This is a genomic window from Streptomyces sp. NPDC057702 (assembly GCF_042799315.1).
Classification (GTDB): domain Bacteria; phylum Actinomycetota; class Actinomycetes; order Streptomycetales; family Streptomycetaceae; genus Streptomyces.
In genome coordinates, this window is the sequence record NZ_JBHVJC010000027.1 from 18,025 (window position 1) to 39,818 (window position 21,794).

General features: G+C 74.3%; 21 protein-coding genes and 1 pseudogene. 10 read left to right on the plus strand and 12 right to left on the minus strand.

Annotated elements, in window-relative coordinates:
* Window positions 1-96: 96 nt before the first annotated feature.
* The 3 genes from ACFVFR_RS21190 (at window position 97) to ACFVFR_RS21200 (ending at window position 2,665) form a co-directional block, all read left to right on the plus strand.
* A complete protein-coding gene (locus ACFVFR_RS21190) occupies window positions 97-1,431 on the plus strand; it encodes a tetratricopeptide repeat protein (RefSeq protein ID WP_383703937.1) in 1,335 nt (444 codons plus the stop codon).
* A 25-nt stretch (window positions 1,432-1,456) separates the two neighbouring features.
* The gene (locus tag ACFVFR_RS21195; RefSeq protein ID WP_383703939.1) at window positions 1,457-2,191 is read left to right on the plus strand and encodes a GntR family transcriptional regulator; all 735 of its coding nucleotides are present in this window, start codon (window positions 1,457-1,459) and stop codon (window positions 2,189-2,191) included.
* A 264-nt stretch (window positions 2,192-2,455) separates the two neighbouring features.
* Window positions 2,456-2,665 carry a DUF397 domain-containing protein gene (locus ACFVFR_RS21200; protein ID WP_383703941.1) on the plus strand — a complete coding sequence of 70 codons (210 nt, stop codon included), beginning with the start codon at window positions 2,456-2,458 and terminating at the stop codon, window positions 2,663-2,665.
* 133 nt (window positions 2,666-2,798) lie between these two features.
* On the opposite strand, the gene cutA is transcribed toward ACFVFR_RS21200, so the two are convergent.
* A complete protein-coding gene (gene cutA / locus ACFVFR_RS21205; RefSeq protein WP_383703943.1) occupies window positions 2,799-3,128 on the minus strand; it encodes a divalent-cation tolerance protein CutA in 330 nt (109 codons plus the stop codon).
* A gap of 185 nt (window positions 3,129-3,313) precedes the next feature.
* Here cutA and ACFVFR_RS21210 point away from each other — a divergent pair, with 185 nt between their 5' ends.
* Window positions 3,314-3,703 (plus strand): winged helix-turn-helix domain-containing protein, encoded by a 390-nt coding sequence (locus ACFVFR_RS21210; protein ID WP_383704140.1) that lies wholly within the window; start codon window positions 3,314-3,316, stop codon window positions 3,701-3,703.
* Here the strand turns inward: ACFVFR_RS21210 and ACFVFR_RS21215 are convergent.
* Window positions 3,603-4,166 (minus strand): rhodanese-like domain-containing protein, encoded by a 564-nt coding sequence (locus ACFVFR_RS21215; RefSeq protein WP_383703945.1) that lies wholly within the window; start codon window positions 4,164-4,166, stop codon window positions 3,603-3,605. The two genes, ACFVFR_RS21210 and ACFVFR_RS21215, sit on opposite strands and share 101 nt — an antisense overlap.
* Before the next feature lie 77 nt (window positions 4,167-4,243).
* Between ACFVFR_RS21215 and ACFVFR_RS21220 the strand changes: the two genes are divergently transcribed.
* A complete protein-coding gene (locus tag ACFVFR_RS21220; RefSeq protein WP_277323089.1) occupies window positions 4,244-4,525 on the plus strand; it encodes a metal-sensitive transcriptional regulator in 282 nt (93 codons plus the stop codon).
* A gap of 36 nt (window positions 4,526-4,561) precedes the next feature.
* On the opposite strand, the gene ACFVFR_RS21225 is transcribed toward ACFVFR_RS21220, so the two are convergent.
* From ACFVFR_RS21225 to ACFVFR_RS21235, 3 genes are read right to left on the minus strand one after another with little or no spacing between them, the layout of a single operon-like run.
* The gene (locus ACFVFR_RS21225) at window positions 4,562-5,314 is read right to left on the minus strand and encodes a TSUP family transporter (RefSeq protein ID WP_383703947.1); all 753 of its coding nucleotides are present in this window, start codon (window positions 5,312-5,314) and stop codon (window positions 4,562-4,564) included.
* Window positions 5,311-5,739, minus strand: coding sequence for a rhodanese-like domain-containing protein (locus ACFVFR_RS21230; protein WP_383703949.1), 429 nt, complete (start codon window positions 5,737-5,739; stop codon window positions 5,311-5,313). Before ACFVFR_RS21230 ends, ACFVFR_RS21225 begins: the two co-directional genes overlap by 4 nt.
* Window positions 5,740-5,776: 37 nt before the next feature.
* On the minus strand, window positions 5,777-7,153 hold the full coding sequence (locus ACFVFR_RS21235) for a rhodanese-like domain-containing protein (RefSeq protein ID WP_383703951.1): 1,377 nt from the start codon (window positions 7,151-7,153) through the stop codon (window positions 5,777-5,779).
* A gap of 176 nt (window positions 7,154-7,329) precedes the next feature.
* Here ACFVFR_RS21235 and ACFVFR_RS21240 point away from each other — a divergent pair, with 176 nt between their 5' ends.
* Both ACFVFR_RS21240 and ACFVFR_RS21245 read left to right on the plus strand, forming a co-directional pair.
* The gene (locus tag ACFVFR_RS21240) at window positions 7,330-7,716 is read left to right on the plus strand and encodes a DUF302 domain-containing protein (RefSeq protein ID WP_383704142.1); all 387 of its coding nucleotides are present in this window, start codon (window positions 7,330-7,332) and stop codon (window positions 7,714-7,716) included.
* Window positions 7,717-7,908: 192 nt separating this feature from the next.
* The gene (locus tag ACFVFR_RS21245) at window positions 7,909-8,109 is read left to right on the plus strand and encodes a hypothetical protein (protein ID WP_383703953.1); all 201 of its coding nucleotides are present in this window, start codon (window positions 7,909-7,911) and stop codon (window positions 8,107-8,109) included.
* 219 nt (window positions 8,110-8,328) lie between these two features.
* Here the strand turns inward: ACFVFR_RS21245 and ACFVFR_RS21250 are convergent.
* From ACFVFR_RS21250 to ACFVFR_RS21275, 6 genes and pseudogenes are all read right to left on the minus strand, one after another.
* Window positions 8,329-9,023, minus strand: a pseudogene (locus ACFVFR_RS21250) (GntR family transcriptional regulator).
* A gap of 165 nt (window positions 9,024-9,188) precedes the next feature.
* On the minus strand, window positions 9,189-9,557 hold the full coding sequence (locus ACFVFR_RS21255) for a DUF4190 domain-containing protein (RefSeq protein ID WP_383703955.1): 369 nt from the start codon (window positions 9,555-9,557) through the stop codon (window positions 9,189-9,191).
* Window positions 9,558-10,123: 566 nt separating this feature from the next.
* A complete protein-coding gene (gene ilvD / locus ACFVFR_RS21260; protein ID WP_383703957.1) occupies window positions 10,124-11,986 on the minus strand; it encodes a dihydroxy-acid dehydratase in 1,863 nt (620 codons plus the stop codon).
* A gap of 146 nt (window positions 11,987-12,132) precedes the next feature.
* Window positions 12,133-12,777: a TetR family transcriptional regulator gene (locus ACFVFR_RS21265; protein ID WP_383703959.1), complete on the minus strand. Its 645-nt coding sequence runs from the start codon at window positions 12,775-12,777 to the stop codon at window positions 12,133-12,135.
* A gap of 115 nt (window positions 12,778-12,892) precedes the next feature.
* Complete coding sequence (locus tag ACFVFR_RS21270) at window positions 12,893-13,726, minus strand: sugar phosphate isomerase/epimerase family protein (protein WP_383703961.1); 834 nt, start codon at window positions 13,724-13,726, stop codon at window positions 12,893-12,895.
* Between the two features lie 419 nt (window positions 13,727-14,145).
* Window positions 14,146-15,117 carry a Ppx/GppA family phosphatase gene (locus tag ACFVFR_RS21275; protein ID WP_383703963.1) on the minus strand — a complete coding sequence of 324 codons (972 nt, stop codon included), beginning with the start codon at window positions 15,115-15,117 and terminating at the stop codon, window positions 14,146-14,148.
* 423 nt (window positions 15,118-15,540) lie between these two features.
* Here ACFVFR_RS21275 and ACFVFR_RS21280 point away from each other — a divergent pair, with 423 nt between their 5' ends.
* A complete protein-coding gene (locus tag ACFVFR_RS21280) occupies window positions 15,541-16,416 on the plus strand; it encodes a hypothetical protein (protein WP_383703966.1) in 876 nt (291 codons plus the stop codon).
* Window positions 16,417-16,690: 274 nt separating this feature from the next.
* Here the strand turns inward: ACFVFR_RS21280 and ACFVFR_RS21285 are convergent, their stop codons facing one another.
* Complete coding sequence (locus ACFVFR_RS21285; protein WP_383703968.1) at window positions 16,691-18,505, minus strand: sigma-70 family RNA polymerase sigma factor; 1,815 nt, start codon at window positions 18,503-18,505, stop codon at window positions 16,691-16,693.
* Between the two features lie 423 nt (window positions 18,506-18,928).
* Here ACFVFR_RS21285 and radA point away from each other — a divergent pair, with 423 nt between their 5' ends.
* A complete protein-coding gene (radA, locus tag ACFVFR_RS21290; protein ID WP_383703970.1) occupies window positions 18,929-20,356 on the plus strand; it encodes a DNA repair protein RadA in 1,428 nt (475 codons plus the stop codon).
* Between the two features lie 102 nt (window positions 20,357-20,458).
* Window positions 20,459-21,583 (plus strand): DNA integrity scanning diadenylate cyclase DisA, encoded by a 1,125-nt coding sequence (gene disA, locus ACFVFR_RS21295; protein WP_383703972.1) that lies wholly within the window; start codon window positions 20,459-20,461, stop codon window positions 21,581-21,583.
* Window positions 21,584-21,794 lie beyond the last annotated feature (211 nt).

The following is a 21,794-nucleotide window of genomic DNA, read 5'->3' on the forward strand; positions in this document are numbered from 1 at the left end:
TACTCTAGGCAACTGGCCGACTACGTACGGCGGCACCATGTCGAGCGCGGCGCCGCTGAAGACCTTTAAGCGGACCACCACAAGGGGCTGATACCTGTGGGCACACCCGAGCCGAACGTCTCTCTCGGCCGGCTGCACCGCGAGACCGGCTGGACATTGCGCCAGTTCGCGCAGCACGTGAATCGCCTGGGGACCGAGCGCGGCACTCCGCTGCGCTACCGCGAACCCTCAGTTCATCAATGGCTGGCCGGCTCACTGCCGAGGGAGGAGGTGCGACGCCTGGTCCTGGAGGCGCTGTCGCGCAAGCTGCGCCGGCCGATCACGCACAGGGAAGCGGGATTTCCGGCGGGCGAGGAACCGGGGGCCGGCCTGGGAACCGTCGAAGGGCTCATCGACCTCGGACGCCAGGACGTCGACCCCTCCCGGCGCGGTGTCATAGGGGCCAGCCTCTTCTCGGTGGCCGTCACCGTGCCCAACTGGCCGGATGTCGTGGCTCGTATGGAGGCCGTACAGACGGGCCACACACAGGCCATTGGGATGTCCGACGTCCACACGGTCATCGCCATGACGGAACGCCTTTCGGAGCTGGACGACCAGTTCGGCGGACGCCACGCCCGACCCATGGCGGCCGCGTTCCTGGTCAACACCGTCGCCCCCTACCTCAAGGCCGACGCCCCGGAAGCCGTCCGCAAGGCGATGATGTCCGCAGCGTCCGACCTGTGCTACCTCACGGGTTACATGGCCGTGGACGAGGGTTTCGAAGGACTCGCGCAGCGTTACTACCTCAAGGCGCTGGAACTCGCGGGCGCGTCCGAGGACTACCTCACCTACTGCACGACGCTGCGGGGCATGAGCGTTCAGGCCGTGGACCTCGGGCACGGCCGAGAAGCGCTGCGACTCGCCGATGCCGCGGCGGCTGCCTCACCACAGGCGGGGCCGCGCATGCGAGCCTTTCTCGCCGGTCAACAGGCCCACTCCGCAGCCCAGGTGGGCGAGCGCGCACGCGCCCTGCACCATCTCAGGGAAGCCGAATCCGCCATGGAGAAAGCCGAGAGCCGGGAGCGGACGTTCGGCTCCTACGACCCGGCCTCACTCCACTACCACGTCAGCCACGTGCGCCATGAACTGGGGGATTTCGCCGGCGCGGTGGACGCCATGCAGACCTCCGACAAGCTCACCGATGACGTCTACCGGCGGTCCCGAGTCAAGGAACGGGCCACCCTGGCGGAGTTCCAGTTCAAGCTGGGCCATCTGGAGGCCGCGTGCGCGACGTGGTCAGAAGCGCTGGACGAGTACCCACTCGTGCAGAGCGGACGCGTCGACCGCCGCATGCGGACGATGCTCTCCGCCCTCCGCCCACACCTCCGCAACCCCGTCGCGCGCGCACTCCACGAACGCGCGCGCCCCGTCGTTGCCAACCCAGTCACGTAACGGAACCCCGTCAGGGAGCGTAGCCATGCCGCACGCGCGGACGACCTTCAGCGAGATCGCCGACCACTACCGGGAGCGGATTCTCTCCGGCGCGCTGGAGCCCGGCTCCAAGCTGCCGTCGAGCGCGGAGTTGTCCGCGTCGTGGGAGGTCAGCGCGAGGACCGTGCGCCGAGCGCTCCAGGCACTGGCCGTTGAGCGGTACCTCCGCGCGACACCGCGCGGCACCTTCGTCGCCGACGAACCCCGGTGGACGCTGACGCCCAGGGACCGTCTCGTACGAGTGCGGCGCGCGGGGTCCTTCCTGGCCGAAGGGGAGACAAGCCGCGTCCTGAGCGCGGAGTCGACACGCGCGCCACTCCACGTCGCCGACATCCTCGACCTCGCCGAGGGCGACCAGGCCGTGCGGCGCGAGTGGGTCGCCGGGCGGGGCCGTACCCGTACCGCGTACGCCGTGACCTGGTACCCCGCCGCCTTCCTGGCGGTCGCGCCCGAGTTGCTCAACACCGCTCCGGGCCGGAATCACACCATGACCAACAAGGTGCTGGAAGCCACCGGGCGGACCATCACCCACGCCCGCGACGACATGCACGCGCGCAACGCGAACGCCCGGGAGGCCAACCACCTCGGCGTACCGACAGGCGCCACCATCATGGCCGGCGCGCACCGCTGGTCCGACGACGACGGCGTGATCGAGTACGGCGAGTGGTGCCTGCCGAAGCTGTTCACGATCGGCTACGAGTACCGGCCGGTGCCGGGCTGACACGCCCGGGCGGACGCCACGCCGCGTGGGGGTCAGCCGGTCAGGGCGCGCGTCGACCGCCGCATGCGGACGATGCTCTCCGCCCTCCGCCCACACCTCCGCAACCCCGTCGCGCGCGCACTCCACGAACGCGCGCGCCCCGTCGTTGCCCGCGCGCCCACAGGGCGGTGACGTTGACGGCGACACCGCACCCAATCGTTCGATCACCTCGGCCCGTCAGAGAGTCCACCAGAGGGGAGCAGCCACATGTGGAGCGGAACGCGAATGACCCACACCGGAGATGACAGGTGGGTGACATCGACGTACAGCACGGCGACCGGCCAGTGCGTTCAATGGGACCCCACACACGCAGCCGCCACCGGCACCGTCCCCGTTCGGGACTCCAAGGACCCCGGGGGCCCCTCTCTCGCCTTCGACGCGAGGGCATGGGCGTCGTTCATCGAGGGGATCAAGTCCGGCGGCATCGCCGCCTGATCGCGGTCGACAGCTCCCGCCAGCCCCCGCCCGTGCGCGGCGGGGGCTTGTGCTGGCGATGCGACATGCGACCCGCCCCGCACGACTTCGCCCGCCATGCCGGCTTCACGCTCGGGCGGGGAGCACCGTCCTCTCACTGGGACGGCAGCCCCGTCACCTCCTCGACCCAACGAAGGCACCCCGCCGCCCCCGCCTCGACGCGCACGGCGGAGACCTCCGGGTTCCGCCACGGGTGGGCGGCAAGAATGTGGCGCTCCAGATCGGGATAGCGCGCGTCCGTGGTCTTGAGCAGCAACCGCCACTCCTCCCCCTCACCGAACTCACCGTCGTGCCAGAACACGGACGTGGCGGGGATGATCTGCGCACCGGCCGCCAGCCGCGATCGCACCGCCGACCGGGCCAGCTCAAGGGCCTGCTCGCGCGTAGCTGTCGCGGTGGACACCTGAAGGACATGTGTCGCCATGCGATCGAGCGTAGACCGGCTGGAGCCAACCGATACGGGCTATCGCGCTCACCGCCCGACTCGCGAGCATTCTCGGCTGTGCGGACGCCACCGTACTGCGCGCGTTCGGCGTCTCGTTGGCCCGATGGGCGGCACCCGGCGCGCGGAATCCCGCCGCGTGATCGCGCTCGGCAGGGCCCAGCGAGATCGCCGACCACTACCGTGAGCGGATTCTCTCCGGCGCGCTGGAACCCGGCTCCAAGCTGCCGTCGAGTGCGGAGCTGTCCGCGTCGTGGGAGGTCAGCACGGCGACCGTGCGCCGGGCGCTCCAGGCGCTGGCCGTCGAGCGGTACCTCCGCGCGACACCGCGCGGCACCTTCGTCGCCGACGAACCCCGGTGGACGCTGACGCCCAGGGACCGTCTCGTACGGGTGCGGCGCGCGGGGTCCTTCCTGGCCGAGGACAGGCCCGGGCGGGCGCCCCGCCGGGCGGGGATCAGGCGGTCAGGGCGGCCAGGGTGGCGTCCAGGTCGGTGGCCTTGGGCTGGTTGTAAGGGAGTTGGGCGAGGATCTTGGCCATGCCGCAGGTGTTGGTGAGGGCGGAGAAGACGAGGCCGCCGGCGACGCCCGCGGAGAGCCAGCGGGCCGCGTTCCAGCGTCGGCCGGCGACGAGGCCGGTCAGGACGAGGGAACCGGCGGCGAGGCGGACCTGGCGGTCCATGGCCCAGGGGGCGCGGGTGTCGGCGGGGCGGTCGGTGTCGTGGCCGAGCCGCGTCCAGGCGGTGGTGCCGCCGGTGAGGGTGGCGGCGGTGATGCCCTGGTCGGCCAGGCGCTGGCAGGCCTGGGCGGAGCGGGCGCCGGAGGCGCACACGACGAGGAGGTCACCACGGTCCGTGGCGGCCCTCAGGGCCGGCAGGGCGACATCGAGGTGATCGAGGGGGATGTTGTGGGCGCCGGGCAGGTGGCCGGAGGCGTACTCGCCGGGGGTGCGCACGTCGATGACGGTCAGCTCGTGCAGGCGGGCGTGGGCCTGGTCGGCGGTGAGGGCGGTGGGTATCACGGGGACTTTCCTTCGCTCGGTGGGAGTTACCCCTTCGATAGGATACCCATGGGGGTATCTCGAAGGAGTGGTGGGTTGTGGAACTGGCGATGGCGGCTGAGGAACTGAAGACGGTGGTCAACAGACTGCGCCGGGCACAGGGCCAGATCGCCGGCGTGATCAAGATGATCGAGGAGGGGCGGGACTGTGAGGACGTGGTCACGCAGCTCGCGGCGGCGTCCCGGGCGCTGGACCGGGCGGGTTTCGCGATCATCGCGACCGGGCTCCAACACTGTCTGACCGATGCGGACATGGCCGCCTCCGGCGACCGGGAGCAGATGCGCGCCCGGCTGGAGAAGCTGTTCCTCTCGCTGGCCTGATCGCGGTCGGCGGCGCCCGGCCGCCCGCCTGGCCGCTCACGTGAGGGCGTCGACGAGCATGAGGGCCGCCACGGCCAGCAGGACGACGGCGAAGACGCGCCGCAACACGGCGCCGTCGACCTTGGCGGCCAGCCGTCTGCCGTCCCTGGCGCCGAGGATCGCCGCCCCGGCGAAGGGGCCGATCACCGCCCAGTCGAGGCCCGTGGTGGTGGCGCCTCGGGTGGCCAGGGAGGCCAGCGAGTTCGCCGAGATGACCATCAGGCTGGTGCCGACAGCGGCCCGCATCTCGAACGCCAACACGGTGACCAGGGCCGGGACGGCCAGGAAGCCGCCACCGACGCCGAGCAGACCGGTCAGCGCGCCCAGCCCGGCGCCGGCGCCGGCCGCCCTGGCGGGCCGTGGTCCGCCGGCCGCCGGGCCGGTGGCGCTTCGGCCGGCGCGGAGCATTCCGCCGGCGGCGAGCGCGGCGACGGCCGCGAACGCCACGGTCAGCACGGGCTGGGGCAGCCGGGACGCGGCGGCTCCGGCCAACGCGGCGGGCAGCAGCCCGGCCGCGGCGAACAGGGCGCCCGCCTTCCAGCGGACGTTGCCGGCGCGCGCGTGGACGTACAGGGCGGTGAGCGAGGTGGCGGTGACGATGACCAGGCTCGCGGTGGTGGCGGCGGCCGGGGTGAAGCCGAGCGGGTAGATCAGCGCGGGCACCGCCAGGACGCTGCCGCCCCCACCCAGCGCGCCGAGCGCCAGTCCGACCACGGCCCCCGCGATCAGGGCCAGGACCAGCGCGCTCACGCTATGCCACCGTCGCCGCTCCCCCGACCGGCGGCCGGCAGGCCCGTACACGCCCGGGCGGCCGTGCCGCCGGTGACGCCCGTGGCCGGAACGCCACGTCCCCCCAGCAGCTCGAACACCCGCCGGGAGCGGCGACCGGAGCGGCGGATCACGACCACCGGCCCGCCCGGCGCGGCTACCGGCCCACCCGGCGCGACCACCAGCCCGCCCCGCGCGGGTGCCGGCCCGCCCCGCGCCGCCCCTCGGAACCGCGCCCCGGCCACCGGGCGGAAAGGCCGCGCGCCGGGCACGGGCCCCAGGTCCCACCCCGGCGCCTCGCCGAGGTCCAGCGGAGCGGCCCCGCCGGCGTTGGTCTGCTGTCGGGCCCGGTGTCGGGCCTGGTGGGGGGTGTGGCGACCGGGGTGGCGGCGGAGGAACGCGAGCATCGTTTGATCACTTTCGTGCGCGGTACGGAACGGCGGGTCAGCCGGTGACGTCGGGGTGGACGAGGGGTAGCCCCGCCTCGGTGGCCGCGTCGAAGCCGTCGTCGACGGCGACCACGTCGCGGCCGGCGGCGTCCAGCAGGGAGGCCGCGATCGCGGCGCGCGCCCCGCCGGCGCAGTGCACCCACACCGTCCCGTCCGGCACCTCGCCGACGCGGCCGGGCAGTTCGTGGATCGGAACGTGGACCGAGCCGTCGATGAAGCCGCCCGCGCGCTCCGAGTCCCGCCGTACGTCCAGGACGACCACGTCGTCAGCGCTCCGGCGCGCCCCGGCGAGGTCGGCGAAGCGGGCGCGGGGGAAGGAGGCGAGCCGCTCGCCCGTACGGACCCAGTCGGCCGGATCGCCGGTCGCGGCGGCGGCCGGGCGGTCGATGCCCACCCGCGCCAGCTCCCGCTGCGCCTCGGCGACCTGCTCGGGCCCCGCCGCGAGCAGGGTGACGGGCTTGCCCCACGGGATGAGCCAGGCCAGGTAGGTGGCGAGTTTGCCCTCGCCCTCGAAGTTGAACGACCCGGCCACGTGCCCCTCGGCGAAGGCCATGCGGCTCCGCAGGTCCACCACCCACTCTCCGGCGGCCAGCCGGGCGGCGATCTCCTCGGCGTCCGCGCGCCTGGGCGGAGTGAGGTCGACCGGCGCGGGGCCCGCCGCGTTGGCCGGTCCCATGTGCGCGTAGTAGGCGGGTACGTCGTCCAGCCCGGCGAGCATCCGGGCGACGAACGTGTCGACGTCCAGGGTCAGCGCGTCGTTGGCCGTCCGCTCCCGGCCGATCGTGGTCGCGTCCCCCTCGGCCGGGGAGGAGGAGCAGAAGCTGCCGAAGCCGTGGGTGGGCAGGACCGGCACGTCGTCGTCCAACTCGCCGACCAGCCGGTGGACGGAGGCGTGTTGGGCGCGGGCCAGTCGCTCGGTCAGTCTCGGTTCCACCAGGTCCGGGCGGCCCACGGTGCCGATCAGCAGCGAGCCGCCGGTGAACGCCGCCACACCGCGCCCGTCCTCGGTGAGGACGTAGGAGGTGTGGTGCGGGGTGTGCCCGGGGGTGGCGATCGCGCGCAGCGCCAGCCCCTCGTCCACCGTCACCGTGTCACCGTCGGCGACGGGGGTGCGGGCGAACGCCACGTGGGCCCCGGCCGGCACCAGGTACCGGGCGCCGGTGACGCGGGCCAGCTCCAGGCCGCCGGTGACGTAGTCGTTGTGCACATGGGTCTCGGCCACGAAGGCGATCCGCACCCCGCGTCGGGCCGCCGCGGCGATGACCCGGTCGATATCGCGCGGCGGGTCGACGACCACCGCGGCACCGGGACCGCCGGCCAGATAGCTGCGGTTGCCCAGGCCCTCGAACTCCAGGGTGTCAACGAAGAACACGACTCACGACTCCTCTTGCGATGTACCCCCCGGGGTATCTGGCACTCACCCTAACAGTCATACCCAGGGGGGTATTCCGAGCCCACAAAACGCCCGTTCAGGGACGTGTCAGAGCCCCTACGGGCGCCCGTAGGGGTATAGCGGAGTCAACCGTTCCGCACTATCCGGGAGTGTCCGTGTCCTACGACCGCACCGTGCGCCTCGGCGCCGACTTCGCCACCACCGTCACCACCGTGCGCGAGGCCCTGGCCGATCAGGGCTTCGGCGTCCTCACCGAGATCGACGTCCGGGCCACCCTGAAGGCCAAGCTCGACCACGACATGGAGGACTACCTGATCCTCGGCGCCTGCAACCCGGCGCTCGCCCTCCAGGCCCTGACGGCCGACCGCGCCATCGGCCTGCTCCTGCCCTGCAACGTCGTCGTCCGCCGGGAGGGCGACAGCACGCTCGTCCAGGCCCTCGACCCCGGCACGATGGTCACCCTGACCGGCCTGCCCGCCCTGGAGCCGGTGGCCGCCGAAGCCACGGCCCGACTGGACGCCGCCCTGAACTCCCTCACCTGACCCGCCCCCGCCGGGCGCCTCCCGACTCCGCCGCGACCCGCTGGATACGCGGGGGCGCCTGCCCGTGGCGCGGGGAGCTCCGGGGCGGGGGGCGGCGTCCCGGGGTAGGCGGGGCGTACGCGTGCCGGCCATCTTCCGCGAGGCCGGTCGTGTCACGAACGCGTGTTCGCCGGCCGCCCGCACACTGGGGAGATGGCACACACCGAGGGAACCACGTCATCGTCCATGGCCGTCGGGCTCGTCGTCGGCATGCTGGTGGGCAACGCCGTCGGCATCACGCTCGGGGCGACCGTCCTCGACCTGGGGACCGGCCTGGTGCTCGGAAGCGGCGCGGGCGGAGTTCTGGGGATCGCCTACGCCATGTCCCGAAACGAACGGCGCGACTCCGCGTGAACCGCCACGACGGTCACTGAGACCCCGCGTCCGGCCCCCTGGTACGGGCCGCGGCGCGCCGCGTGCTGCACCCGCTCACCCTCGCGGAGCGTGAGGCATGCGGCCGTCAGGGCGGGGGCCGGGGGCCGTGCGTCGGGGGTCAGGGTCAGGCGTCAGGGGCCGGGGGCGGGCATCGGGGTCCGGCGTCGAGGGTCAGGGTCGGGCGTCGGGGACCCGGTGTCAGGCTCGGGGGCAGACATCGGGGGTCGGAGGCTGGGTGTCGGGGGCCAGCGCCGCCGCCGTCAGGGCGAGGTGTCGGGCCAGGAGCCCGGTCGTCGCGTCCGCGTCGCGGGCCAGGGCGGCCTCCTCCAGGCGGCGGTGTTCGCCGATGCCGTCACGGCGCGGGGCACGGTGGGCGGACCAGCGGCGGGCGGACCAGCGGCGGGCCAGTTCGCCGGCGACCCACACCCGGTCGAAGGTCTCCAGGAGGACCGGGTTGCCGCAGCCCTCCAACAGGGTGCGGCGGAAGAGTCGGTGAGCCTCGGACCAGCCGCCGCTGTCGTACTCGCCCCCTTCCGGTACGAACACCGGGGGCCGCGCCAGACGGTGGTGCGCGGCTCGCACCCGGGCCTCCCCGTCGACGTCGCCCCGCTCGATGGACATGCGCGGCATGACCGGTTCGACGGTCCGACGGCCCGACGGACCTCCGCGATCCGCTGCCAGCGGGTGACGGAGAAGGCCGGAACGGCGAACCCCCGGTGGGGCAACCGATCCGCCAGCCCGTCACCCACCACCCGTACGAGCGCCTCGCGGACGACGGCCACAGTCACGCCCTGGGCGCGGGCCAGGTCCCGCCGCTTGAGGGCGCCACCGGGCGCGTGGTCACCCCGCATGATCGCGTCCCGCAGGTGTGCGGAGACCTGCTCGGAGAGCATCCGCTTCCCGGGAGTGGCCGGGGGCGAGGCCGGCGCGGTGCGCTCCCCCCTCACGCGCCCCCCCTCACACGCGCCCCGCTCACACGCACACCCCCGCTCACACCCGCGCCACGCCGGACCGGGGCTCGGCGGCCGGCCGGCCGCCGGGCGCGTGCGACCTCGGCACTATTCGGGCACGGCGAAGAAGGCGCCGAGCAGGCACGCCAGCACGCCGACGCCCACCCAGCCGAGCACGATCCCGGCGGTGGCCATCCCCCAGCCGCCCTCGCCCCGTTCCCTCATCTGCTTGCGCGCGACGTAACCGAAGACCAGCGCGAGGACGCTGCCGATCCAGTAGATCCACACGATGCCCAGCACCATGGCGGCGATGGCCATCCCGTTGGTCCGCGTGGGCGGCGTGACGTACGGCGGGTAGCCCTGCCAGTGCGCGTGCGGCCCCGGCTGGTAGTACGGCGGCCCGGCCGGGGGGCCGGGCTGGCGCGCGGGCGGTTCCGGACGGCGTGCGGACGGGTCCCGGTCGGGCGGCGTGGCCATGGCGGTCCTCCTGACGGCGCGAACGTGGCGGCAGGTTGGCACGCCCCCCACGGGAGGGGTCCCGCCACACCGACCGTGCCCCACGCACCACACGGGCTCCTACGCGCCCCGCCGCCGCAGCCCTCCCCACCCCCACGAAAACGGCGCGGCTGCCCACGGAACAGCCGCGCCAACCCACCAACCCGCCAGAGGGCTCGACTCGCCAGCGGGCTCACCCCGCCAACAACCCAACCCGCAACCCGCCAACCCGCCGGCAGCCAGACCCGGCGACAGCCACCCGCCAACTCGCCGGTCCGGCTCGGCGCCGGTTCGGTGCCGGTGCCGACCCGGCTCCACCCCCGCCCGGCAGGGCTCACCCCGCCAACAACCCAACCCGCCAACCCAGCCCGCCAACCCGCCCCCCCCGACAGCCAGACCCGGCGACAGCCGGACCCGAAACCCGCCCGCAGAGGGCGAACCCGCCCGGCGGCGCTCGCCTCACCCGGGCCCGGCGCCAGCCGAACCCGCCCGGCAGGGCTCAACCCGTCGGGCCCGGCGCCAGCCGAACCCACGCCCAGCCGAACCCCTCAGCCCAGCAACCCGACGTCCCGCACCGCGCCCTTGTCCGCGCTGGTGGCCATCGCCGCGTACGCGCGCAGCGCCTGGGAGACCTTGCGCTCGCGCGCGGCGGGGCGGTAGCCGCCGAGGCGCGCCAGGAGGGCGGTGCGACGGGTGGCCAACTCCTCGTCGGAGACCTGGAGTTGGATGGTGCGGCCAGGGATGTCGATGCGGATCAGGTCGCCGTCCTCGACCAGGGCGATGGTGCCGCCGGAGGCCGCCTCGGGGGACGCGTGGCCGATGGAGAGGCCCGAGGTGCCGCCGGAGAAGCGGCCGTCGGTGACCAGTGCGCAGGTCTTGCCGAGGCCACGGCCCTTGAGGAAGGACGTCGGGTAGAGCATCTCCTGCATGCCGGGGCCGCCCTTGGGGCCCTCGTAGCGGATGACGACGACGTCACCGGGCTTGATCGCCTTGTTGAGGATCTTGTCGACGGCCTCCTCCTGCGACTCGCAGACCACGGCCGGGCCCTCGAAGGTCCAGATCGACTCGTCGACGCCGGCGGTCTTCACGACGCAGCCGTCCTCGGCGAGGTTGCCGCGCAGGACGGCCAGGCCGCCGTCGGCGGAGTAGGCGTGGGCGGCGTCGCGGATGCAGCCGCCCGCCGCGTCGGTGTCCAGCGAGTCCCAGCGCTCGGACTGCGAGAACGCCTCGGCGGAGCGCTTGCAGCCGGGCGCGGCGTGCCACAGCTCCTTCGCCTCCTCGCTGGCCGAGCCGCCGCGCACGTCCCAGGTCTCCAGCCACTCCTTGATGCTGGCGGAGTGGACGGTGTGCACGTCCTCGTTGAGCAGCCCGGCGCGGTAGAGCTCGCCGAGGATGGCGGGGATGCCGCCGGCCCGGTGCACGTCCTCCATGTAGTACGACGTGCCCTGCGGCGTGACGTTCGGCGCGACCTTGGCCAGGCAGGGGACGCGGCGCGAGACGGCGTCGATGTCGGCCAGGTCGTAGTCGGCGCCACCCTCCAGCGCGGCGGCGAGCAGGTGCAGGATCGTGTTGGTCGAGCCGCCCATGGCGATGTCCAGGGCCATGGCGTTCTCGAACGCGGCGTGCGTGGCGATGTTGCGCGGCAGCGCGCTCTCGTCGCCGTCCTCGTAGTACCGCCGGGTCAGCTCCACGACGGTGGCCCCGGCCCGCTCGTACAGGTCCTTGCGGGCGGTGTGGGTGGCCAGCACCGAGCCGTTGCCGGGCAGGGCCAGGCCGATGGCCTCGGCGAGGCAGTTCATCGAGTTGGCGGTGAACATGCCCGAACACGAGCCACAGGTGGGGCAGGCGTTCTCCTCGATACGGAGGATGTCCTCGTCCGAGACGCTCTCGTTGACCGCGTCGCTGATCGCGTTGACCAGGTCGAGCTTGCGGACGGTGCCGTCGACCAGGGTGGCCTGACCGGCCTCCATCGGGCCGCCGGAGACGAAGATGGTGGGGATGTTCAGGCGCAGCGCCGCCATCAGCATGCCGGGGGTGATCTTGTCGCAGTTGGAGATGCAGATCAGCGCGTCCGCGCAGTGCGCTTCGACCATGTACTCCACCGAGTCGGCGATCAGGTCGCGCGAGGGCAGGCTGTAGAGCATGCCGCCGTGGCCCATGGCGATGCCGTCGTCCACCGCGATGGTGTTGAACTCGCGCGGCACCGCGCCCGCCGCCTTGATCGCCTCGCTGACGATGCGGCCCACCGGCTGGAGGTGGGTGTGACCGGGCACGAACTCGGTGAAGGAGTTGGCGACGGCGACGATCGGTTTACCGATGTCCTCGCTCGCTACCCCGGAGGCCCGCATCAACGCGCGGGCGCCCGCCATGTTGCGGCCGTGGGTGACGGTGCGGGACCTCAGCTCGGGCACGGTGCTCACTCCCTGGTGATGCCTGGCGCGTACGCCGCTGCGTACGTCGGGGCCTGCGTACGGTGTCGTCCGAGCCTACGCCCAGGCTCCAAGATCCGGACGGCTTTCCCGCGATGTGAGACGGGGTGGGCCTTGGGGGAACGCGCTCAGGAGGGGCCGGCGCCGAGCGGGTCCGGGTCAGTCAACAGGCGCTGCACACCGGGTCCGACCAGGGCGATCACCCGCTCCGGTGAGGCGTCGGCCAGCGGCTCCATCCGGATCACGTACCGCAGCATCGCGATGCCCACGAGCTGGGCGGCGGCCAGCTCGGCGCGCAGTCGCGGGTCGGGCACGTCCAGCTCGGCGGCGACGCGCGCGACCAGCCGGCTGGAGATCAGGTCGCGGAAGACGGCCGCCGCCGCCTCGTTGCCCACCGCCGAGCGGACGATGGCCAGCAGCGGCTCGCGGTGCTCGGGGGTCTCCCAGATGCCGAGGAAGAACCGGACCAGCCGCTCCCCCCGCTCCTCGACCGGGCCGGCCAGCAGCAGGTCGGGGGCTTGCAGCGCGGGTTCGAAGGCGCGCTCGATGGCGGCGGCGAAGACCTGTTCCTTGGTGCCGAAGTAGTGGTGGACCAGGGCCGGGTCCACGCCGGCGCCCCGGGCGATGCCACGGATGGACGCCCTGTCGTAGCCGCGCCCGGCGAACTCGCCGCGCGCCGCCGTCAGGATGCGGTCACGCGTCGCCGGCTCCCCGCCGCCCGCCGAGCGGGCCGGGCGGCCCCGCCGGCGCGGCGCGGTGACCTCCTCGCTCACGCCTCGCCCGCCCTCTCGCCGTACGCGTGGCGGGCACCGCCGGTGCCCGTCGCGTCTGTCGGGTCGGCCGCGCCCGTCGGGTCGGCCGCGCGGGCCGTGCCGGGGCCGGCACCGCTCACGAGCCGGCCACCCGGTGCGGCCGGCGCGGGGAGGCCAGGTGCAGCCGGGTGAAGGCCAGCGCCTCGGCGAGGTCGGCCTCGCGCTCGGCGGCGGACATCGCGCGCCGCGTGTTGACCTCGACGACGACGTGGCCGGTGAAGCCGCTGCCGGCGAGCTGTTCGAGGAGGGCGGCACAGGGCTGGGTGCCCCGACCGGGCACCAGGTGTTCGTCCTTGCCCGAGCCCATGCCGTCGGCGAGGTGGACGTGGGCGAGCCGGTCGCCCATCCGGTCCACCATCTCCAGCGCGTCGGTGCGGGCGGTCGCGGTGTGCGAGAGGTCGACGGTGAAGTGCCGGTAGTCGTCGTTGGTGACGTCCCAGTCGGGGGCGTAGGCGAGCATCTCGCGGTCGCGGTAGCGCCAGGGGTACATGTTCTCGACGGCGAACCGCACGTCGGTCTCGTCGGCCATCCGCCAGATCCCGCTGACGAAGTCGCGGGCGTACGCGCGCTGCCAGCGAAAGGGCGGGTGCACCACCACGGCGGAGGCCCCGAGCCGCTCGGCCGCCGCCCGTGCCCGCTTGAGCTTGACCCACGGGTCGGTGGACCACACCCGCTGGGTGATCAGCAGACAGGGCGCGTGCACGGCCAGGATCGGCACCTGGTGGTAGTCGGACAGCCGGCGCAGCGCCTCGACGTCCTGGCTGACCGGATCGGTCCAGACCATGACCTCGACGCCGTCGTACCCCAGGCGCGCCGCGATCTCGAAGGCCGTCGCCGTGGACTCCGGGTAAACGGAGGCCGTGGACAGGGCGACCTTCGCATCCGGGATGCGCACCACTGGCTCTGTCACGAGGGACAGCGTACGGCGTGTCGCCACCCGCGCCCCGGGCCGGCGGGGCCCGGCCCCCCGGAGAGGCGGCCGGAAACGACCGCACCGGAGGCACGTCCAGCGGGCCGGGGGATCGGGTGGGACCGGGGGCTGGCCGGAGACCAGCCTCGCTCGGCCGCTCCAGGCCACTCAGCCACTCCACGCCGGACAGCCGGCACCCACCAGGCCGACCACCCAGCCACTCCGCCCCGGACAGCCGCCCACTCCGAGGCCGACCCACCCAGCCACCGCAAGCCCGACCAACCGCGCACTCCCCGGCCGGCCACCAGCCATCGACGCCGCCCAGCCGGCCACTCTCGGGCCGACCCACCCGCCCCCGCCAGGTCGCCCAGCCGGCACCGGTCAGGCGAGACGTCAGGCGCGGCCCTCAGGCGGAACGCTCAGGCGGGGCCGCCGGCCGTGAGCTGGCCCAGGGCCGGGTGCTCGGCCGGCAGGTGGTCCAGGCGGCGCAGGATGACGCCCTCGCGCAGCGCCCAGGGACAGATCTCCAGCTCGTCGACCTGGAACAGGTCCATCGCGGCCTCCGCGACCAGCGCCCCGGCCACGAGCTGGTGGGCGCGGCCGGCGGAGACCCCGGGCAGCTCGGCGCGCTCGGTCGTCGGCATTCCGGCCAGCTTGGTCACCCACTCCTCCAGGGCCGCGCGGTGCAGCGACCGCTGGACGTACAGCCCCTCGCCCGAGCGCGCCGCGCCCGTCAGCCGCGCCAGCTGCTTGAACGTCTTGGAGGTGGCCACCACGTGGTCGGGCGGGCCCAGCCGGCTGAAGTCGCCGACGACGCGCGCGATCTGGGCCCGCACGTGCCGCCGCAGGGCCCGTACGTCGTCCTGGTCGGGCGGGTCGCCCGGCAGCCAGCCACCGGTCAGCCGGCCCGCGCCGAGCGGCAGCGAGACCGCCGCGTCGGGCTCCTCGTCCAGGCCGTACGCGATCTCCAGCGAGCCGCCGCCGATGTCGAGCACCAGCAGCCGGCCCGCCGACCAGCCGAACCAGCGGCGCACCGCGAGGAAGGTCAGCCGCGCCTCCTCGTCGCCGGTGAGGACCGCGAGCCGCACGCCGGTCTCGGCGGCGACCCGGGCCAGCACCTCGTCCGCGTTGGTCGCCTCGCGCACCGCCGAGGTCGCGAAGGGCAGCACGTCCTGGCAGCCCTTGTCCTCGGCCGCCTGGAGCGCGTCGGCGATCACTCCGATCAGCCGGTCGATGCCGTCGCTGCCGATCGCGCCGTCCGCGTCCAGCAGCTCGGCCAGGCGCAGCTCCGCCTTGTGGGAGTGCGCGGGCAGCGGTCGGGCACCGGGGTGCGCGTCCACCACCAGGAGATGCACCGTGTTCGAACCCACATCCAGGACACCGAGTCTCATGGCCAGAACGCTACTGTGCGCCTCTGGAGGAGCGGTGAGCGGCTGGTCACGATACGGCTCGGTTGGTCACGATACGGCGACGGGCGTGGGGCGTAAGAAACGTGTGCGGCCCCTGATGCCCTTGAGAATCGGGGGCGTTCGCCGGCGGGTGATGCGGCGGTGCGCCGTCGGGTCGGGTGGGCGGACGCGGCGCCGGAGAGACGGCCAAGGCCCGTGACGCGCCACCGCCGCGCGCGGGCCGACGACCCGGCGGGGGGCCGACGGGGCCGACCGGGCGCGCGAATCCGGCCGCGTACCGGACGCGTACGGGGGCCCTACCGGACGTGTACGGGGAGCCGCCGGCCGGTGTCGGGGCGGGTCGGACGGGCCGGACGGGGGTACCGGGCGGTCGGGAGCGCGGGCCGGGGCGCATACGCTGGAGTCGTGGCTAAGACGAAAAAGGCGAAGCAGGACAAAGCGCCAAAGCAGGGGTCGAAGAAGGCCCTGAAGGTGACCCCGGTGGGCGCCCCGTCCCCGGCGGCGGCCCCCGCCGACGAGGTGGGTCTCGACTTCCCCCGGGCCTGGGTGGAGTTCCCCGACCCGGCCGACGACGAACAGGTCTTCCGCGTCGACCTGACCTGGCTGACGTCCCGTTGGAGCTGCATTTTCGGCCAGGGCTGTCAGGGCATCCAGGCCGGCCGGGCCGCCGACGGCTGCTGCACGCTCGGCGCGCACTTCTCGGACGAGGACGACGAGGCGCGGGTGGCCGAGAACGCCGCGCGGCTGACTCCGGACATCTGGGAGTTCCACGACGTCGGCACCCGCACCGGCTGGGTGCAGACCGATGACGACGGGGAGCGCCAGACCCGCCGCTACGAGGGCTCGTGCATCTTCCAGAACCGCCCCGGCTTCGCCGGTGGCGCGGGCTGCTCGCTGCACATCCTGGCGCTGCGCGAGGGCCGCGAGCCGCTGGAGACCAAGCCGGACGTGTGCTGGCAGCTGCCCATCCGCCGCACCTACGACTGGGTCGACCGGCCCGACGACACCCGGGTGCTGGTCGTCTCGATCGGCGAGTACGACCGCCGTGGCTGGGGACCGGGCGGCCACGACCTGCACTGGTGGTGCACCTCGGCGACCTCGGCGCACGGCGCGGGCGACCCGGTGTACGTCTCGTACCGCCCCGAACTCACCGAGCTGATGGGCCCGAAGGGCTACGCGAAGCTGGTCGAGCTCTGCGAGGCCCGGCTGGCCGCGCAGCTCCCGATGGCCCCGCACCCGGCCGACCCCGCGCCGGCCGTGGCCCGGGGCACCGCCGGCTGAGCCACGCGGGCCGGGCCCACCACCCGGCCCGCGCCAGGCCAACGCCTCGACCGGCACCGCCGCCGACCAGCACCGCTGGCGACGACGCTCGCGGGCCCACCCGACACACCCGCGCGTACGCCCCGCTCCGCCACCCCCGCCCACGTGCCGGGACCGTCGCGCCACGACTCCGCGCCGGCTCGGGGGCCGCCCGGCGGGCGCCACGCTCCTGCGGGCGGGCCGGGGCCCCGGTGACACCCGGGGGCGGGGTCGCGGGCGGGGTCGGGTGGCGCGCTTACGGGGACGGGCTCGCGGTGGCCGGGGTCGGCTCCGTCGCCGGATCGCTGGGCGTGGGCGTCGGGGTGGGCTCGGTCGGCGTGGGACCGGGCTCGGTCGGGGTGGGGCTCGGGTCCGGGCCGCCGCCCGTGCCGGCGCCCTGGATGGTGACCACCGAGCCCGAGGGCGCCACCGAGACCCGCGCCGCCCAGGGGCCGTCCGGCTCCAGGTCGTGATCGACGGTGGCGGTGATCGTCAACGACTCGCCCGGCCGCAGCTCGCCCGCGCTCTGGCTCAGCCGCAGCCACGGCGCGTCGGACGTCGCCGTCCAGCGCACCGGGCTGTCGCCGGACGCGCTCAGCGTGATCAGCGTCGTCTCCTGCCCCGGCTGGGCCGTCACCGCCAGGTGCCCGGGGGCGGGCGCGGGACGGCTGGTGCCCGGATCGGGACGGTCGGTGTCCGGCGGCGTCGACGGGCTCGGCGACGTCGCCCGGCCGGTGGGGCGCGGCTGGCCGCGCCGCTCCTCCCGCAGCCGGTCGCGGTCGCGCTCCTTGGGGGTGCGCCAGCCCACCTCGGCGTCGGGCTGGTTGCCGCGCGCGTGCCCCGCCTCCTCGTACGGCCGGCCGCCGAAGTCGTCCCGCTCGGAGGCGGAGACCCCGCCGCTGGCCTGGCTCTCACCGGTCAGCGGGGCGCCCCGGTAGGCGGCCCACAGCGCGAGCACCGGGGCGGCCACCACCGTCGCCACCACCGTCGTGGTGACCGCGCGACTCCGGAGCCGGCTGCGCCGCGCCGCCCGGTCCTTCGGGTCGATCGGGAAGCCGCGCCGGTCGAAGCGCGGCCAGGCCGCCGAGGCCCGCGCCGGCCGGCCGCGCAACGCGCACCGCATCGCGGCGCACACCGCCGGCCGGGGCGCCTCCAGGATCGGCAGCGCCGCCGGCGCCGCGGCCGTGCCCGGCCAGGGGCCACCGGCCGTGGCGCGCTCGGCGGTCCTGCGGCACTGGCCGCAGTCGTCCACATGGCGGACGAGTTCGCGGCGCAGCGCGGCCGACAGCAGCACCTGCGCGTCGCCGGCCAGCCGCGAGACGGTGGGGCAGCGGCCGAGCTCGACCACGGCGAGCGCGGCGCGGGTGCGCTCCACCTCGCAGGCCGCGCTGGCGATCAGCGTCCGCGTCTCGTCCGGGTCGAGCCCCACGACGGCCGCGACCTCGTGCGGCGAGAGCTGGTGGCGCACCGCGAGTTCGAGCGCCTCGCGCTGCTCGGGGGTGGTGCCGGCGGCCTCGGGCCAGGCCAGCGCGGCCAGGTCGCGACGGCGCTGGGCGGGCGCGGTGGGGGCCTGCACGGGGTGCGGGGCGTGGGCCGACCGGCCGCGCGAGGTCGGGCCGCCCCGTTGGTCGGCGAGCGCGCGCAGACAGGCCCAGCGGGCGAGCGCGTACAGCCAGGGACGGCGAAGGCCCAGGTCGGTGGCGGGGGAGCGCTTGGCGTGTCCCGGGGCCCTGGCCCGGCCGGGTGGCACGGACAGCTCGGGTGAGAGGGGCGGGGTCATCGGGGACGGCACGCCGGCGTACTCGGCCGGGGCGCCGCCGTCCTTGGCCGTGAACCCGGCGGCCCGCCCGCGCTGCCGCCGCCGCTCGGCGACCGCGAGCGCGTCACCGAGGGCGACGGTGGCGGCGTCGTGGTCGCACAGCACGGACATGCAGTACGTGAACAGCCCGTCCAGATAGGGCTCGTAACACGCGGGAGGGCGCTCGGCAACGGTACGGGGGGCGCGCGTGCCGCGACGTTGTGCGCGGTGTGCGCCGGTGGGATGCGTGGGGTGCTCGGACCTGCTGCTCATCACCTGGCGACGGTAGGGGGATCACACCGGGTCACCCGCCTGCCACGGGCACCTTTAACTCGTACGGGTGACCATCTCCCTCGAAAGGGGACAAGATTCTCGCTCTACGTCATTCCTGGGGCCCGACCTTGACATATGCGTCTGGCTTGCCCCACTTTCCCGCAGTTCCCCTGGTCCGCCACGCTCCTCCCCCGCTCCCGACCGCCCGGCCGGCCGACCCGTCGCCCGCCGCGACCCGACCGACGGGGCCGCGCGAGGGGCCCACGGGCCTCGTACGCCCGTTCCCTGGCTGACACCTCGCGCGCGCGGTCGCCGCCTCGCCGCGCGGCCGGCCATGCACCCGGGCCGGCCGCGGCGGTCGGCGGGTGCCGCGCGGGCCCTCCGACCCCGGCGATGTCAGAGGGCACCGCTACGGTGATGCGCATGGCCACCCGAAGCTCCCGCTCGTCCGCCAAGGACCGCCCCTCCTACCGCTGTAGCGAGTGCGGCTGGACCACGGTCAAGTGGCTCGGCCGCTGCCCCGAGTGCCAGGCGTGGGGGACGGTCGAGGAGTTCGGCGGGGCGCCCGCGGTGCGCACGACGGCGCCCGGTCGGGTCTCCGCCGCCGCGCTGCCCATCGGCCAGGTGGACGGCCGCCAGGCGACGGCCCGCGGCACCGGCGTCGACGAACTGGACCGGGTGCTCGGCGGCGGCCTGGTGCCCGGCGCGGTGGTGCTGCTCGCCGGCGAGCCGGGCGTCGGCAAGTCCACGCTGCTGCTCGACGTGGCCGCCAAGGCCGCCTCCGACGAACACCGCACGCTCTACGTCACCGGCGAGGAGTCCGCGAGCCAGGTCAGGCTGCGCGCCGACCGTATCGGCGCGCTCTCCGACCACCTCTATTTGGCCGCCGAGACCGACCTGTCCGCCGTCCTGGGCCACCTCGACACGGTCAAGCCCACCCTGCTGATCATGGACTCGGTGCAGACCGTGGCCTCCTCCGAGATCGACGGCGCGCCCGGCGGGATGGCCCAGGTCCGCGAGGTGGCCGGCGCGCTGATCCGCGCGTCCAAGGAGCGCGGCATGGCCACCATCCTGGTCGGCCACGTGACCAAGGACGGCGGCATCGCCGGCCCCCGCCTCCTGGAGCACCTGGTGGACGTGGTGCTCAGCTTCGAGGGCGACCGACACGCGCGGCTGCGGCTGGTGCGCGGCATCAAGAACCGGTACGGGGCGACCGACGAGGTCGGCTGCTTCGAGCTGCACGACGAGGGCATCACGGGCCTGGCCGACCCCTCGGGCCTCTTCCTCACCCGCCGCGCCGAGCCCGTGCCCGGCACCTGCCTGACCGTCACCCTGGAAGGCCGCCGGCCGCTGGTGGCCGAGGTGCAGGCGCTCACCGTCGATACGCAGATCCCCTCACCCCGGCGCACCACGTCCGGCCTGGAGACCTCGCGCGTGTCGATGATGCTGGCCGTCCTCGAACAGCGTGGTCGAATCAGCGCCCTGGGCAAGCGTGACATCTACACCGCCACCGTCGGCGGCGTACGACTCACCGAACCCGCCGCCGACCTGGCCGTCGCGCTCGCGCTGGCCAGCGCCGCCAGCGATACGCCGCTGCCGATGAACCTGGTGGCCATCGGCGAGGTGGGACTCGCGGGAGAGGTGCGACGGGTCACCGGGGTGCAGCGGCGCCTCTCCGAGGCCGCCAGACTGGGCTTCACCCACGCGCTGGTGCCCAGCGACCCGGGGAAGATTCCGCCCGGTATGCGGGTGCTCGAAGTGGCCGACATCGGCGAGGCGCTGCGCGCGCTGCCCAAGCGACCACGGCGCGAGGCGCCCCAGGCCCCCCGCGAGTCGGCCGAGCGCCGGTAGACTTTGCCCTGGTCTCGCCCGCACGCCCGTACGTACCCAACCCGACGTACATCCGGCAGGGCGGCCTGCGGCACCGACCAGATCTGGCGACGGAGGAGTGCAGTGGCAGCCAACGACCGGGCGACAGCTCCCGGCAGGGCCGGTGGAAGCTCCGGTTCCGATCGTCTGATGCGCGCCTCCCTCAGCGCGGTCGCGCCGGGCACGGCGCTGCGAGACGGCCTGGAGCGCATCCTCCGTGGCAACACCGGTGGACTCATCGTGCTGGGCATGGACAAGACCGTCGAGTCGATGTGTACCGGCGGCTTCGTCCTCGACGTCGAGTTCTCCGCGACCCGGCTGCGCGAGCTGTGCAAGCTGGACGGCGCGCTGATCCTCGACAAGGACATCACCAAGATCGTGCGGGCGGGTGTGCAGCTCGTGCCCGACGCCTCGATCCCGACCGAGGAGACCGGCACCCGGCACCGTACGGCGCAGCGGGTCTCCATCCAGGCGGGCTTCCCCGTCGTCTCGGTCAGCCAGTCGATGCGGCTGATCGCGCTGTACGTGGACGGCCAGCGGCGTGTCCTGGAGGACTCGGCGGCCATCCTCTCCCGCGCCAACCAGGCCCTGGCCACCCTGGAGCGGTACAAGCTCCGGCTGGACGAGGTCGCGGGCACGCTCTCCGCGCTGGAGATCGAGGACCTGGTGACCGTCCGCGACGTCACCGCCGTCGCCCAGCGGCTGGAGATGGTCCGCCGCATCGCGACCGAGATCGCCGAGTACGTGGTGGAGCTCGGCACCGACGGGCGCCTGCTCTCCCTCCAGCTCGATGAGCTGATCGCCGGCGTCGAACCCGAGCGTGAACTGGTCGTCCGCGACTACGTACCCGAGCCGACGGCCAAGCGCACCCGCACCGTCCCCGAGGCGCTCGCCGAACTCGACGCGCTCACCCACCCCGAACTCCTCGAACTCCCCATCGTCGCCCGCGCGTTGGGGTACAGCGGCTCGCCCGAGACCCTGGACTCGGCGGTCTCCCCCCGGGGCTACCGCCTGCTGGCCAAGGTCCCCCGGCTGCCCGGCGCCATCATCGAGCGCCTGGTCGAGCACTTCGGCGGACTCCAGAAGCTGCTCGCCGCCAGCGTCGACGACCTCCAGATGGTCGACGGCGTCGGCGAGGCCCGCGCCCGCTCCGTCCGCGAGGGCCTCTCCCGGCTGGCGGAGTCCTCGATCCTGGAGCGTTACGTGTAGCTCGCCGCTGGGCCGCTCCGCGCTGGGGTAGTGGCTTGACCTCTCGGTCTCGGGGTTCCCCGTCTCTGGCGAGGGGTTTCCCCTGGCGGGGGGCTTGGGGGGGGCTCCCCTGTCGGGGAGGCTTGGCCTCTCGTTACCCGGGTTGCTCCCTTCCTCTGACAGGGGGCTGGGTGGGGTCGGCATGGTGTTGGTGGGGATTTCGCCGGACGCG